Source organism: Arcticibacter pallidicorallinus (assembly GCF_003002875.1).
Classification (GTDB): Bacteria; Bacteroidota; Bacteroidia; order Sphingobacteriales; family Sphingobacteriaceae; genus Arcticibacter; species Arcticibacter pallidicorallinus.
This window is the reverse complement of sequence record NZ_PVTH01000002.1, coordinates 504,231-520,489: the sequence shown is the minus strand read 5'-3', so window position 1 is coordinate 520,489 and position 16,259 is coordinate 504,231. Positions and strand designations below refer to the sequence as shown.

Below are 16,259 nucleotides of genomic sequence, written 5' to 3'. Positions count from 1 at the left end.
CCTATCACGGTCTTTTAGCTCTTTCATATTGCAGGGGCCACTTTATATCCACGCCAAGCTGCTGCGCAGCGTGCATAGGAAAGTAAGGGTCCCTTAACATCTCACGGGCAAGCAAGACAAAATCTGCTTGCCCGTTTTGTAATATATCTTCTGCTTGCTGGGCACTTGTTATTATACCTACAGCACCGGTCATCATACCGGATTCCCGCTTTACGTTTTCAGCGAATGGCACCTGATAATTAGGGCCTGCCGGAATCTCCGCATTGGGGACGTTACCTCCCGTAGAGCAGTCGATCACATCTACCCCCTTCTCCTTCAAGACAGATGCCAGCCGAACGGAGTCTTCAGAAGTCCAGCCCCCTTCAACCCAGTCGGTTGCCGAGATGCGCACGAATAGCGGAAGCTCGTCCGGCCATACCTTGCGCACAGCTTCAATAACTTCTACCAGCAAGCGTATGCGGTTTTCAAATGAACCGCCATACTCATCTGAGCGAAAATTAGACAAGGGTGAAAGAAATTCATGAAGCAGATAGCCATGCGCTGCATGTATCTCCAGGACTTTGAACCCAGCCTCCAGCGCTCGCTTGGCGGCGGCATGGAAGTCAATAATGACATTTTCCAAACCTTCTGGCGTTAGCGAATGAGGCAGCGAGTCGCCCGCAGCAAATGGAATTGCTGAAGGACCTACGGTCTTCCATCCCCCTTCATGCTCGGAAAGGAATGCCCCGCCGTTCCAAGGTGCGTCATGACTGGCTTTCCTGCCCGCGTGTGCGATCTGAATGCCTGCCACGGAACCTTGTTCGTGTATAAATGTTGCAATCCTGCTCAGGGCAGGAATATGATCATCAAGCCAGATTCCAAGATCACCGGGAGAAATCCTGCCTTCCGGAGACACCGCTGTTGCTTCAGCTATGACTAGCCCTGCACCACCCACTGCCCTGCTTCCCAGATGTACCATATGCCAATCATTTGCGAAGCCTTCTTCTGCTGAATATTGACACATTGGAGATACGACAATACGGTTTCTGAACTCGATGCTTCTTACCCGGATAGGTTCAAATAAAATCGCCATGAGTGTTTCTTCTATCAACAGCGCGGCAGTATATCTGTTTTTAGATGCTGAACTTTGTCCAGCACTCGCCTTCATATCCGAACGCAAATTGCTTCGGGTTAAGGATCTCGGCGACCATCTCAATCGTATCCACAATGCTCTCCGGCGAGTCATTAAAATGCGTATCGCCGTTAGCCAGATAGATCCGGCCATTCTTCACTGCATCCAAAGATTCCCATCCGGGCAAAGCCATCAGGATATCTACCTGACTCATAGCCGTACTGATGGGAGAGCCTTCGAGCGCAACGATTATATATTGTGGATCCAATAAGGCAAGATCATCACCCTCAACCGGGGTTCCGCCGGCTAACCTGATTATCTCCGGGACCAGCCCTGCGGCCAACTTGAGTGGTGAGAGGCTGCTTATACAAGCGACAGTCGGAATAAGCTCAACAAACTTCAGCTTATGTCTGACAAGTTCAACCCTTTCCTGAAGCTGCTCCAACTCATCTGCGTTTTCCCCTGGTAGATATGATAAAATGCTTAGCTCAGACATGAAAATTAATTTTGCGCGAAGTTACGAAAAATCAATTCGCCATTCCACCCTGGCCAGTCTGTCCGCCGTCCTGCTTCAGGTCATCATTGGTAACTCCCCTTTTCTTGCGTGGCTGCGGATTGAAGTTCGTTTTACCAAATGAATAGCTGAAGTTAATGCCAACAGAACGGAAAGGAATACCGAAATCCTGTACTTGTACCAGCTCCGGACTATTGATATTTGTTTTGAAATGCTTCGTTTCGTTGAACGGATCGATCACGTTTACACCGATTTTCGCTTTCTTATTCAAGATTTGCTTACTGAAGGATACTTGCCACATGCTGAAAGACGGGCTTTCCCCCTGAAAGGTTCTTCTCGGAGAATTCAATATGTAGAACGTTTCTGCAATCAAATCTTTCGGCAAGGTAACCGAACCACTTATATACGCTTTGTACAATGCGTAGGTTTTGGACTCTCCGGCAAGCCCAGAAAAAGAGCGATTGGTACTTGGCTTATACGAGTAAATATCAAAGTTCCCTCTGAAGGTAGTTCCTTTAACCGGACTTACAGACCCGAAAAAGCTGGCTCCCACCGAGTTGTTGCTTCCGATATTGTCGTAAGAAGTTAAGTTAACAGTACGACCTTCATATACCTCCGGACGAATGATACTTTCGATAATGTCTGCAGTGTGTCTGAAATATACGGAGGTATTGATCATCGATGTCTTGATCATCTTGGAGAAACCCAGTTCTATCGTCTGTGACACTTCAGGCGAGAGAGCCGGATTACCTTGCCGCTGAAATTGGTCGTTGCTAATATCGCGGAAAGGATTCAGGTATTGCAAACTTGGACGCTGAATTCGCTTGCTGTAGCTTAAGCGAAGTGTCTGCAGATTGCTAAAAGTCTTGGAAATGGCAAAACTAGGGATGAAGTTCGTATAGCTATTTGAAACGGAAAGTTGAGTCGAATTTCCACCATCCGACTGTCCCTCGATCTTGGTATTTTCCACACGTCCACCCACCTGGATTCCTACACTCTTACTCGCTTGTACGCTCAATACCGAATATCCAGAAACAACGTCCTGATTATAATCATAAATATTAGAAAGAAGAGGATTGTACTGAAACGTTCCGCCATTCACCGCCGTGTTGAATAACGAGTTACTGGTAATCTCGCGAATAATGGTCTTTCCCCCTAACTCAAGCTTAAAGACTTTATTTAGTGGAAGACTGTAATCTGCCTGAATAGTGTATTCATCATTTGAAGCATCATTATTACCCACTTGATCAGGACGGGATAATATCGAATAAAGCGATGAAAAATCCGTCTCATTCTTGCTATGACTCCATTGTCCGGCGATGCTAAATTCATGACCCTGCGTCTTAAATTTATGTGTATAGTCTGCATTCCAATCGAAGCCACTGAAAGTTGTTTCGTTCTTATTTGCAAAGTCATACTCCTCTCCGAGCATTACACCTTCTTGCAAGAAAGTTCTGCTGTTAAAGGATGATCCATCCGTTTTAAAACGCCCCTTATTTACACGAATGCCGGTGGAAACACTATTATTGTCATCGAAATCGTAGCTTACATTACCCGATCCCATACCCCCAAAACGGTTCGTTTCACTTTCCCCCTGCTGCATGGATCTTGTATCAGTTATGGGTGAAAAGCTGTTATTCATGGTACGGGTTGTCTGCGGCCATGATGCGTTTCCTCCAAAGTTTGCGGTTATGCTTAACCGGTTCTTATTGATATTCAGGTTGGCGTTACCATTGTTCTGACGGGTTCCCACACCACCACTGATCGATCCGCTGACTCCTGATATTTCTCTTTTTTTGGTGATGATATTAATGATACCTCCTGTACCTTCAGCATCATATTTAGCAGAAGGACTGGTGATTACCTCTACATTCTTGATCTGATCTGCAGGCAGCATCCGCATGGCGTCAGCCGTGCTTGCAGCAACAGCACCCGAAGGCTTTCCGTTGATCAGTATCCGCACGTTCTGGCTACCCCGCAACGATACGTTACCGTCCTGATCGACCGATAACATCGGCACCTTACGAAGCACATCTCCGGCGTTTCCACCAGAAACAGTCGCATCCTTTTCGGCGTTATACACCACCTTGTCCACACGATTTTCAATCATCGGCACTTCACCGGTGACCGCAACCTCCTTCAACAGATTGGCTGAAGGCGCCAAAATAATCCTCCCGACGTTCTTATCCGGCTTGGCTCCCGTGATAACAACGTCGTTTACTTCTTGAAGCTTGTAACCCATGAAGCTCACGCTGACCTTGTAATTCCCCGGAGCAACCTTGTCCATTACGAAGGCTCCTTTTGCGTCGGTAAGCGCACCGTTGACGCTCTTTGTACCCCCAACAGCAGTCAATGCTACAGATGCGTATTCGACCGGCTTCTTTGTTAAAGAATCGATGACCGTACCGGAAATCCGACCTTGCCCCGCCGGCACCTGCGGCATTTGGCTAAAGACATTTACAGAAATGAGGAATGCACATAGGAGAGGTAAGAGTTTCATTTGATTGCGTTAAGTTTTTTGTAATTAGTAGCAGAAAAGGCCATTTTGTTACAAAAAAGATAACGTTATCATCTCTTCGCAAGCCGAGGCCCTTTTCAGCCGGGCGCAAACTTACACTTTTCTAGAAACTAATATGCATCCCTTTTATAATGAGAGGATCATCTTTTCGATTCTTCAGATACTTAAAGAGGACAAAAATCATTTCACATATTCCAGAACGTTAACAGCAGTTAACAAACTGCTTGCTAATTGCAGGTTAACAAGGTGTAACGACGGAAACAATTTGGATATATCAGGAAAACATTCTAGTCATTTACCTGCGAAAACAGCAATAAACCACAAGCAAGACGGGGTCCAGGTTCAATTGGCAAACGGGAACTCAGAATGGGTGAACATCTATTGGTCGGGAAAAATAACGGCAGGAGGCCGATTTTAAAAAGCCGCCTGTCTGATGCGAAGGCGGCAGGGTTAAAGCCAGAGTTTCCCTACTAAGACGCGTAGGTATTCATCTTACGGATCTGCTGCAGGTGTTCGCTGAGCATTTTGTACATAGAGGCATCTGTGGTGAGCGCATTTTTCAATGCATCCTCATAGAGCGTGACGGTCGTATCAGCTGCTTGTCCCGTTATGCGGGCTATCGCATCATAGTCAGATCGCTCAAGAGCTGCTTTTAGCTCCTTCCAGGAGTGCCCATTCTGTTTCGTCAGTCCCTCTGATACTTTTTTCAGACACAAACCTCTCGAACGGAGGTAAAATTTGATACTCATTGCATGCTGTTCCCTCAGAAACGAGTACCTGGCGAATGTCGAGCGGAACTTTCCGCTGGTTTTATCCTCGGCAAGCTTATCGAAAATGCTTACTTCCTCAAGAGAATAAGAAAGTAACTTTTCAATTGCTGAGAGTTCTTTCGAGGTTTCATCATTGTTCATTTGTAGAATCATATAGGAGGAACACTTTTGAAGCGAAAAGGTTGGTCTAAACACCGAAATCAGGTAGTATGAAAGCATTTTTGGGGATATCCACCTGTATGTCAAGGAAATTTTCTGGAAGGTTTTGCGTGTACTACCCGCTCAAACAATGCCGTATTTTATTTGTCGGTACTACTTACATACACCGGATCAAAATGTATAAATCTCTATACCTGCTGCTCTTTTTCTTTATTCAAAGTTCGGCCCTGGCGCAGTTCAGCGACTCTACGCAAAATCATGCGCTATTCAACTCAACAGGGTCGGTCAACCACGCAAAAGACGGAAGTTCATACCTGCTGAATAACCAGCTACGTTTTGAAATAAAAAAGAAGAACATACTTCTTAATTTTGGGAACACCTGGACTTACGGTAAATCGAACAGCACGCTTACCAATAACGACTTCTCATCATCACTCGACTTTAATCTTTACGGAAAAAGCCGCAACTTCTATTATTGGGGCCTCGCTACCTATAACACCAGTTATTCATTGCGGATCAACAACCAGCTGCTTGCGGGGGCGGGCGTGGCGTACAGCATTATTGACCGCCCGAACGCTTACTTAAATATCAGCGACGGAATTCTCTATGACCTGAGTGATCTGCATCTTAATGATACCACGCAGGTGAACTATCATACTTACCGGAACTCGCTCCGGCTTCAATTTAGATTTATTTTCAAAGAGTTGATTACGTTTGATGGGGGAACATTCTGGCAGCCGTCGCTTACCCGAAAGCATGACTACAACATCCGGTCAACCTTCGGTCTCGGTTTCAAACTTAATTCCTGGCTTAGCTTAAGCAGTTCTCTGGCTTACAATAAGATTGCGGTGACCGACAGTGAAAACTTGTTATTAACCTATGGACTTAAGCTTGAAAAGTGGTTCTGAGTTTGCGTTTGCTGAAACTGGCATAATATGTGGATTTATCTAAAAAACACTGATATGAACGTCTTCAAAACAATATTGTCTGGAATTGTCGCCACCTCGGCGATGACACTATACAGCTATGCTGTCTCCAGAAAAAAAGGTGAAAATTTCAGGGAACCGGAGTTGCTTGCCGAACTTGCCGATGATTTTTTGCCAGCTTCAACCCAACATTTGGCTATCCCGGTGGGTTGGATAGCTCACTATAAGGTGGGTATCGGACTCGCGCTTGCTTTGGAAGCATACTGGAAGAAAAAAGGAAGGAAGCGGTCTATTGGGAATGACATCCTTGCCGGCACTGTGGCTGGACTGGGAGGAATCATGGTTTGGGAGCTAACGTTCAGGTTACACCCACGCGAGCCTGTGATTCCGTATAAAAGGTTTTATGGACAGCTGCTGCTGGCGCACATCATATTTGCTGTGACGCAGGCAAAAATGCAAAAAACGCTGGAAGCCTGATTGAGCTTCCAGCGTTTTAAAGGAATTAATATTTTGGATGCTGTTGACCCTGAAGTCCCGAGTTTACATCGATTATCGATATAGCTAAAGGAAGAAGCTCTACCTTATTCTTTTCAAGACCGCGGAACAAATTGGTCACTAACGCAGCGTTAGGTGTAAGTGCGCCCTGTGATCCAAGAGGCGAAACTCCGTGCATCCGTAGTACAACTTTCCCATCCTTCACTAGTTGAGTGGAGTCAGCGCTGCTGATCTGTTTGTATCCTGTGTACGGAATTGCAACTACCGGATCCTGGAAAGAAGTAGCCACAGACTTTTGGTATACGCGATATCCGTCTATATCTGCGAACTCAGCAGACCTTCCTGCCATCTTGATAAGTTTCTGCTTTGTCTCAACAAGGGTTTCATAAAGAATGCCCCAGCGAGCCAGGTCCGTTCTCCTCCAGGATTCAAATCCCAGCTCAAGCTTACGCTCATGGATAATCGCCTTTTTAAAACCTTCATAATCAACGGGGGTTTCACCAATCGCAGCGGCATTTCCTGCGTATCCGCGGGTACGTACCTTTTCAAATGCAGATATAGCTTCAGCAGTAGGCCCGTTATTGTATTCATTAAGAGCTTCCGCATACATCAACAGTACATCAGAATAGCGCAAGACAGGCCAGTTAATGTCACGTTTGTTAATGGCGGTACCTACCTGGCTTGCCCAGTTCACCCTGAATTTTCCGATCGTATTGCTGGTATAGGAATTCATCTGACGGCTGTTGTCACCTCCAATTCCATAGTTGCAAATGGTAACATCGCGGCGGGTATCTCCTGCACCGAAGTCAAACCAATAGGTAGGTGTAACAGCCATAGCGGGCTGACTCTTACCAAACATAGCAGTCGTATGCGAAAAAATACCGTTTGTATATCCCGCTGAGGATCCGTTAACGTCTGCACCGTACTGTCCATATTCAAGGATGGATTCTGAGTTATACCGACCATTGATAAGATCCCTAAAGACAGCCTCGTAACTTGGAACAAGAGCATTTTCTCCCCGGTCGATGACTGCCTTGGCAGCGTCTGCAGCGATCTTAAAAAGCTCCTTAACACGTGCCGCATCTGAGCGTCTGGCAATAGTTACAGAGCCGGGCGCGTAGCTGTTCAGATCCCAGCGCAGGGAGTATCCTGCAGCATAAAGTGCTACCCTCGAGAGCATACCATAAGCAGCGTTTTTAGTGAACCGCTCAGGGGTGGATACTGCTCCCTCGCTCTTCCATGGTAATAACTCCACAGCTTTTTGCAAGTCGGCCACACAGCCATCATAGATCGTATCACGACTTACCCGTGAAGAGGTAAAAATACCGCTCTCGGCGACAGGCTCAGTAGAATATGGCGCGTCACCGAAGAAACGAACGACATTGAGGTAATTCATTGCACGAATAGCATAAACCTCACCAAGCAACATGTTGACCTTCCGCTTTTCCGCATCGGAGGAGACGTTCATCTCCTGAAGGCCTTTGATGGCCACGTTTGCATATTCAATGCCGGTATACATGGATGTATAGGTTGATGTCGGTGCATTCGATGTAGTGTAAACATAGTTTGCCACCTGATTTTTGCTATTTGTTTCACCTTCGGTAGAGAAGCATTCATCTGTGCCCATACCAAGCTGGTAATAAAACTCACGATTAAAAGTCTGCGAATAAGCTCCGACAACAACCATTTCTGCTCTATCTACAGATTCAAAAATAGTTTCACTATCGAATTTCGTTTCTGAAGGCATCTCAAGAAAATCCTTACAAGATGACAATAGGAATGCCGCAGCGGCTATGCAGGTAATATTAAATATCTTTTTCATAATCGGCGTGATTAAAATGTTAAGTTGAGACCAAATACAACACTTTTCGCACGTGGGAAAGCTGAATTATCAACTCCCGCTGTAAGCGGATTTGATGTTGCAGAAACTTCAGGATCATAACCACTATAGTTCGTAAAAGTATGTAGGTTGTTTACTGTACAGTAAACCCTTGCGTTCTTAATTTGCACCTTTTTGAGAGCCAGTTTCGGCAAGGTGTAACCAAGAGTTAATGTACTGATCCGCAAGAAAGAGCCATCTTCGACGTAGTAGTCCAGCGCATCGGTGATAGCGATCTTATTACTGGAATTCAGACTCCACATCGCGTCTGCATCATACTGCTGAGGGTTTATCGCCGCCAGTCTAGCCAGATCTTTTGTCTCACGTCCGGTTTGAGGGTCGATCAGTGTGAATCTGTTGTTCATTACTTCCAGGGTATTCTGATTTGGAAGATATGGACCGATAAAGCGCTGAGAGCTCATATTGAAAATGTCGTTACCTACAGTAAAGTTCATGAACACTGTCATGTCGAAGCCTTTGTAAGCGAAGGTATTGGACATCCCGCCCTGAAACTTCGGCTGGGCATTACCAATGATGGTACGATCGTCTGTAGACCATATTGGGTTTCCGTCAGGGCCAATGGTAGATGTTTTATATTTTACATCCCCTGGTTTAATATTGGCAACGTTTCCACCCTTCAATCGGGCTACTCCATCTTTTAGCGTATACGTTCCATTTGCATTCTGAATAAAGTCATCTGTGGTGTAGACTCCGTCATACTTATAGCCAAACATCTGTCCTAGTGGCTTTCCGGCCTCAAGCTTGAAGTCGATGCGGCTATCATAGTTTTGATAGAAATAATCGTTTTCTTCTTTACCATAAATAGAAAGGACTTTTGAACGGTTCATACCTATGTTGAAATTGGTATTCCATTTAAAGTTTTTCGACCGAACGTTTGCAGTATTTAATACTATTTCAAGACCACGGTTCCTTACGGCACCTATATTTTGGAACTGATAACGATAACCCGTTGATGTAGGGATACTATTTTTGATCAGCAGGTCGTTTGACTCATTGTTATAAACGTCAATCCCCATACTGATACGACTTTTAAACAAATCGATATCCAGACCTAAGTTGGTGGAAACTGTCTTTTCCCAAACCAACTTTGGATTTCCCACTATTTCACCCGGAACGAGAGTTGGAAACCGGCTATTGCCGACCGCATAAGAACCAGATCCATAGTCTGTAGCGTACATATTATTATTGATCGAGTTATTTCCTGACGTACCGAAACCTACACGAAGTTTCAAGTTATTGATTACGGTTTTTCCGGCCATGAAATCTTCGTCAGAGATACGCCAAGCGGCAGAGGCTGATGGGAAGTAGCCCCATTTATTGCCTGTTAAAAATTTGGAGGATCCGTCGGCCCGAAGCGTAAAATTCGCTATGTATTTTCCTTTATAACTGTATGAACCGCGACCAAAGAATGACAAGAGACCATCGGAGCTAAGTCCAGATCCATACGCATTTTTGTTTTTGGTTGCCATACCCACATCATTTAAGCCAAAGTTGTTCAGCGGAAATTCATAGTAGGTATTGTCCAGATTCATACCTTCATTATAATAGGTTTCCTGACCCACTAGCGCATTAACCTGATGGCCATTAAAATCATGTCCCCAGTTTAATGTATTGGTGATCTGCCAGGTAAATCGCTCACTGTTATCTCTTGAACCATACGGACCACCGTTATTCTGAGCGCTTCTGGTTCTTCCGTCGTCCCATACGTCACCTCGCACCTGTCTCCAAAGATAACTACCCGCTGTGCGGAAGGTAAGATCCTTCGCCAGGTCGAATTCAAGTCCCGCATTACCAGTGAACTGCCGGTTCTTGTTAATATTTGTCACCGCATCATTCGTAATGATCGGATTGTAAACATCATATTGGGAATCATAGCTAAGCATATCCTCACTGATATCAGTTCCTATCAGCTGTTCATTGGTATACATGCTTCCGCCGGTGGCCGGTTGCAGAATGGTCATCTTGAGGGCACCGCCTAACGAGCCGCCGCCATCAATACGTGTATCCTGGAAGTTCAGACTGAAATCTGACCTCACCCCTTTGAAAAGTTCGTGATTCAGCTTAAGGCGCACACCATTTTTGTTATAACCATATTTCTTCATAATACCATCCTGACCGGTATTATTATAGCTCAACATAAACCTTGTTTTTTCATTTCCACCGTTTATGTTAATATTGTGATTCTGGTTCATTGCAGAGCCCCCAAACACAACATCTTGCCAATCTATACCCTCTCTCGTGCCATACTCGCCGGCTATACGGCTATAGGCGCCCGTATAAAAGTCTGGAGAAGCAAGATCTCCACCAAAGTAACTCGCCCAGCTTGACTCTCTTCCGGCCAGAGACTGAAATTCATACTGATACTTTGCATAATCTTCTGGCTGCAAAACGTTGAGCTTCTTGCCCAGCTTTTCAACACCCATGTACGCGTTATAATTAACCTCACTTTTGCCTGACTTTCCGGATTTCGTGGTAATTAATACAACACCGTTTGATCCTCTCGCCCCGTAAATAGCGGTTGACGATGCATCTTTCATGACATCGATACTTTCAATATCATTGATATCGACGTTACGTAGCGCGTTGTCCATCTGGAAGCCATCTACGATGTACAATGGCTCAGTGCTCTGAGTAATGGAAGTACCACCTCGGATGGTAATGTTGATATCAGCACCGGGTGCACCGCTTTGTGTAACGACGTTCACGCCTGCTGCTTTTCCGGTGAGCGCCTGAGCTGCAGTGGTCACCGGGGCAATAGTAAGTTCGTCGGCTCCTACTGAAACTGAAGCGCCAGTGAGATCTTTACGCTTAACGTTGGCGTAGCCGATCACGACAACCTGCTCCAGGCTGCTTATATCTTCTTCAAGAGTAACGTTTATGGCCTGTGGAGAGGCAACAGATCTTTCGATGGTTTTGAATCCAAGCGAGCTGAATACAAGGGTTACGGGAAACTGGCCGGCTACCGGGATTCTGTATCTGCCCTGTACATCAGTCTGACTTCCTTGTTTGGTGCCCTTAATCATGACGGTTACACCCACCATGGGCATCCCGTTACTTTTTTCTTTTACAACTCCGGTTACCTCCTTGACTTGAGCAATCGAGGAGTTGAGCAAACAAAAAAGCAGACAACAGATTAGTAAATTAATTTTTACCATAATGAAATTTGTTAGTTAATAATTGCATAGTCGGAAGCAAAGTTGCTCCGGGTTTGACCCCTTGTTCCGGGAACTTAATCATTGCCCCAGGAGTCTGATTAGCGATCATAATTGGGGAGTATTCCAAAATATGACAGGTGGTTTATAACAGCAGCTTAGCGCTACGATAGCGTTCTTCTAGTATTTTTTCTCTCCATTGAAAATTGTTTAAATAATTGGGTTTATTATGCACAAATGTATCTGTAGGGAGTGCCTCTGCATTTCCAATAATTGACGGAAATGTTCTAAAAATTAGCGCCAGTGTACATTAAGGGCTATTTGATAGTTTTTAGAAGATTGATTTCGCTGCCGTTGTGCATACGCAGCTGTCTAATCAATAGATCCGCCCTTCACACTCTTCATATAGGCTGAGGGAGATTGCTTATATCTCTCCTTGAAGCAGGTGCTGAAGTATCCGGCACTTTTGAAGCCAGTCATATAGGCGACCTCAGATATGGTATATCCCCCTGTGTCCAGAAGTTGTTTACATCGTTTTAATCTCATTTCACGAACAAATTCGACCGGCGCCAGTCCGGTCAAACTCTTAATCTTTTTATAGAAGGTGGTCCTTCCAAAACCAACAGACTCTGCAATCAGTTCAATATTGAACTCACTATCTTCCATGGATGATTCCACTATGCTAATAACCTGTTTCACGAACTCTTCATCCCGGGAGGTGATCAGGATCTCATCCGGTTTCAAAGCGACTATCTTCATATCATCATCCTGCAGCAATTCTACTTGTTTCGACCTGCGCCTTAAGAAATTTTCAAGCAGGGCCGTCAGGTACTGCATATTAAAAGGTTTCGTGATATAAAAATCGGCACCATACCTCAGCCCTTCAATCTGATTCTCTACTGAAGATTTAGCTGTCAGAAGAATTATAGGAATATGGCTTGTCGATTCGTTGTTTTTTAGCTGATCAAGCATTTGGATCCCATCCATTTCAGGCATCATGACATCACTAATAATGAGCTCAGGCATACATTGCTGGGCCTTCCGAAGCCCTTCACTGCCGTCTCCCGCCTCTTCTACGCGATAGAAAGACGAAAGCTGCCCAGCCATGAACTTTCTAAGTTCAGCATTGTCCTCTACCAGCAATACCAACGGCATTTCTACATCATGATTGGAATTAGTTAAGGTATTTTCCGTGTCGGTGTTGTAGACGGGGTGATCCGTCTCGATATACGTATCGGTTGATGATATGAAGTTGACTTCATCTTCGGCGAAATGACTTCTTCCACTCTTCAGCCTTAAGGTAAAGCACATTCCACCTTTCGGATTATTTTCCGCGAATATTTGACCCTTGTGCGCACGGATGAGCTCGTAAGACAGTGCCAGTCCGATCCCCGTGCCTTTAAGCTTATTGTTTGATTGCTCAGCTTCATAGTAAAGATCGAATATCTCACGAAGCTGCTCATCAGGAACACCCGGTCCTTGATCGATTATCAGGATATCGAAACTCTCATCCTCAGGCATGCTGATGAGCTGAACGTTAATCGTTGCGTCACTGGGACTAAACTTGAAAGCATTAGACAAGAGGTTGTATATGACGATGTCAATCTTTTCGGGATCAACCCAGGCAGGCAACTCGTTCACATTGGATTCAATCTTAAGACCGATCCGCTTCTCTTCTGCTACTGCGTCGAAATATCCGGCCGCATGTCTTATTAAACCAAGAATTTCCGTTTCAGAAACATTCAGAGTCATTTTACCACTTTGCAGCTTTCTGAAGTCCAGTAACTGGTTAACGAAACGGACCATCCGCTTAGCGTTTCTGCTGACGGTATGAAGGTGTCTTTTACCAAGTTCTGAAAGAGGCTCGGTTCTGCTCAGTTCATCGAGCGGACTGACGATAAGAGTAAGCGGTGTTCTGAGCTCATGAGAAATATTGGTAAAAAACTGGAGTTTTAGCTCCGTTAGTTTTTGTTCGATAGTAACCTTGTTACGCAGCTTCATCATTGTAACAACAATCCTCCGTACGATCGCCAGCAGCGCTGCGAATAACAAAAAGTAACCCAGGTATGCCCACCAGCTAAGCCAGGGTGGTGGGAGTATGGTTATTTTAACACCTTTCTCAGGTGTATTACTGAAGATTTCTTTGTTCAGGCTACGAACGATAAATTCATACTCCCCCGGCGGCAGCTTGGTGTAAGTCGCCTTTCTCTGATTGCGGACGTAATGCCAGCTCTTATCATATCCCTTAAGGATGTAGGCATAATTTACTTTCTGACCGGCCCGGTAGTCGAGGACTGTATAGTCAATACTGATCACGTTTTGATCATGATCCAGTACCAGATGCGAGGTATTGTTAAGCGAGGTTGTTAGAGGAGAGCCTGGTAGACCCGGGATGATGTCATTGTTGTAAAGCTGGATATTGGTCAGGGCCATATTCGCAGATATCTTCCGGTTCTTGATCTTAGAAGGGTCAAAAGAGATAAAGCCTTCCATACATCCAAAGTACATATCGCCGTTATAGGACCTAAAAACGGTAGCCTCGGAGAATTGTGCCCGGGTAAGGCCATCAAAGGCATCGTAGTTTCTGAACTGTGCAGTCTTGGTATCAAACCTCGCGAGCCCCTTCCCTGTAGCGATCCAGAGATGTCCCGCATGATCTTCTGCCAGGCTCAGAATAATGTCGTTCGGAAGGCCATTCTGCTGAGTGTAGGCGCGAAACTTCTTGTTATCGGATCTGACATCTGACACCAGCCTGTTCAATCCACCACCGAATGTGCCGAGCCACATGCCGTTTTTCCTGTCTTTGTAGATAAACTGAACTTCATTGTTACCCAGGCTCGAAGAGTCGCCGGGGATCTTTTGGAATAGTCTGAATGTAACGGATCTGCCTTCGGCCTTATCCGGGTCTGCAATGATAAGTCCGTTGGTGGTTGCAATCCATATTTTGCCTGAAGGATCCTCACACAGATGCCTGATATAGCTGGATGCAGGAGGATAAGCCCTGAACGCACTTTTATGATTAGTAAAATAGATTTCCGATGCTTTTACAACGGCCTGGTTTAAGCCACCGCCAAACGTACCTATCCATATACGGCCCTTCTTATCCTGGAGAATGGAATATACTGTATTGTGACTGAGACTATTCGAATTAGCGGGGTCGTGAAGATAGCGTTTCAGCTTATATCGTGTACGGGAAGCGTCGAGTGGGGTGGCAGTCAATAGTCCCGAGCCCTTGGTGCCCAACCAGACTACGCCTTGTCTGTCTTCCATAATGGCATATACCATTCCGATCTCCGATTCTTTGATACCATCAAAAAGATTTTCCTGTTTTTTGCCGTCTTTAAAGACGGTAAGTTCACCGGCCTTTGTTCCCACCCAAAGCCGCTGCCGGCTATCTTCGAATAAAAGCCGTACTTCGTTCTGAGATTTGGTAACAGGACGGCTTACCATCAGCTTCTGGGCGAAGTTATTGCCGGGAAAAGTAATTTTATTGATCCCTCCATCTATAGTTGCCAACCAAAGGATACCCGTTTTGTCGGGATAGAGGGCAGTGACGATATTAGAAAGCCGATGCTCTGCAGAACCAGGCTCATTATAGAAGTAATCCAGCTTATCTCCCGCGCTGTTATAGTAACCGAAGCCGCCCCCCTTTAACCGCGTCCATACTCTTCCGTTGGGATCTTCAAAGACAAGAAAATTACTGCCGGGACTGGTCGCATGAGAGTCTTTTTTCTGCCTGAATAACTTCAAGCTACCTGTATTCGGCTCGTATTTGGCAACCCCGTCACCTTTGGGTTCCATCCAAAGACGCCCTCCTCTGTCTTCGTAAATAGAGTGGAAGGTGTCTAATCCCTCTAAATGGTGCACAACGGACGTTTGACCTGCTAAAGGCAGGCTTATGAGGCCTTCTCCTGTTGTTGCTGCATATAGTGTGCGTTTTTTAGAGATATGCAGCGCATTTATCCTCGTTCCTTTACAAAGATCGAGGCTAGAGAACCTGCCGGATCTGATATTAAACAATACCAGTTTACCCTGACTGGTTCCAAAATAAATACTGTCTCCGGTTTGTACTGCGCTCGTAAATGAAAGTGTCGGTGCGAATGCTTTATTTTTCAACCCCACAGAGCCAGCCTTTCCCTTTTGTTCCGGGTCTATTCTAACTAGGCCAGCTGATGTACCTACCCAAACAACCTTTCGGCTATCTTCAAAAAAGAGCTTTACTGAGTCCGAAGGGAGCTTATAGCCTTCTTTCGAAGCACGCGCATAACGGTGAATAAGGGGCTGGTTTGAAGACTCCGCGAATTTGACATGGAGCAGGCCCTCGCCCGCGGTCGTGAGCCATGTGCTACCGTCAGCTAAAGGAAAGATGCGATCTATTCTTACATTCCTTTTACCGCTCCGATGATTGATCGCCAGAAATTTGCCGGTGTTCTTGTCAAAACGATAAACATTATGATCATAGGTCTTAACCCAAAGATAGCCGTGTTTGTCTTCGATAATGTTCCTGAACTTATTACTTGTGAGACTGGAACTATCGCCGGGAAAGCTTTTGTAGACACTAAAGGTATGACCGTCAAATTTGTTAAGGCCGTCCCAGGTGCCGAACCACATGAAGCCGTCCCTGTCGCGGGTGATACATAATACGCCGTCATGCGACAAGCCCTGCCCGGTGGAGTAGTGTTTAAAGATTTCGCGCATCTGGGACGAAGCGGGC

At 45.4% G+C, this 16,259-nt stretch carries 9 protein-coding genes; 2 read left to right on the top strand and 7 right to left on the bottom strand.

The window, feature by feature from the left end; translation table 11 throughout:
- Nucleotides 1–4 precede the first annotated feature (4 nt).
- The 4 genes from namA to B0I27_RS04950 form a co-directional block, all read right to left on the bottom strand.
- Entirely contained in the window at nucleotides 5–1,147 is a 1,143-nt protein-coding gene (namA, locus tag B0I27_RS04970; RefSeq protein ID WP_245925435.1) for an NADPH dehydrogenase NamA, read from the bottom strand.
- Nucleotides 1,113–1,607 (bottom strand): ABC transporter substrate-binding protein, encoded by a 495-nt coding sequence (locus B0I27_RS04965; RefSeq protein ID WP_106292029.1) that lies wholly within the window; start codon nucleotides 1,605–1,607, stop codon nucleotides 1,113–1,115. Before B0I27_RS04965 ends, namA begins: the two co-directional genes overlap by 35 nt.
- Nucleotides 1,608–1,638: 31 nt before the next feature.
- A complete protein-coding gene (locus B0I27_RS04960) occupies nucleotides 1,639–4,125 on the bottom strand; it encodes a TonB-dependent receptor (RefSeq protein ID WP_106292027.1) in 2,487 nt (828 codons plus the stop codon).
- A 488-nt stretch (nucleotides 4,126–4,613) separates the two neighbouring features.
- Nucleotides 4,614–5,054 carry a hypothetical protein gene (locus B0I27_RS04950; RefSeq protein WP_106292023.1) on the bottom strand — a complete coding sequence of 147 codons (441 nt, stop codon included), beginning with the start codon at nucleotides 5,052–5,054 and terminating at the stop codon, nucleotides 4,614–4,616.
- Between the two features lie 194 nt (nucleotides 5,055–5,248).
- Between B0I27_RS04950 and B0I27_RS04945 the strand changes: the two genes are divergently transcribed.
- Together B0I27_RS04945 and B0I27_RS04940 are read left to right on the top strand one after the other, a co-directional pair.
- Nucleotides 5,249–5,980, top strand: a complete 732-nt coding sequence (locus tag B0I27_RS04945; protein ID WP_106292021.1) for a DUF481 domain-containing protein — start codon at nucleotides 5,249–5,251, stop codon at nucleotides 5,978–5,980.
- A 54-nt stretch (nucleotides 5,981–6,034) separates the two neighbouring features.
- Nucleotides 6,035–6,475, top strand: a complete 441-nt coding sequence (locus tag B0I27_RS04940; protein ID WP_146133088.1) for a hypothetical protein — start codon at nucleotides 6,035–6,037, stop codon at nucleotides 6,473–6,475.
- 25 nt (nucleotides 6,476–6,500) lie between these two features.
- Here B0I27_RS04940 and B0I27_RS04935 read toward each other — a convergent pair whose 3' ends face one another.
- The 3 genes from B0I27_RS04935 to B0I27_RS04925 form a co-directional block, all read right to left on the bottom strand.
- Entirely contained in the window at nucleotides 6,501–8,315 is a 1,815-nt protein-coding gene (locus tag B0I27_RS04935) for a RagB/SusD family nutrient uptake outer membrane protein (RefSeq protein WP_106292017.1), read from the bottom strand.
- Nucleotides 8,316–8,326: 11 nt separating this feature from the next.
- The gene (locus tag B0I27_RS04930; protein ID WP_106292015.1) at nucleotides 8,327–11,548 is read right to left on the bottom strand and encodes a SusC/RagA family TonB-linked outer membrane protein; all 3,222 of its coding nucleotides are present in this window, start codon (nucleotides 11,546–11,548) and stop codon (nucleotides 8,327–8,329) included.
- Nucleotides 11,549–11,917: 369 nt separating this feature from the next.
- Entirely contained in the window at nucleotides 11,918–16,243 is a 4,326-nt protein-coding gene (locus B0I27_RS04925) for a two-component regulator propeller domain-containing protein (RefSeq protein WP_181276681.1), read from the bottom strand.
- Between the last annotated feature and the right edge of the window lie 16 nt (nucleotides 16,244–16,259).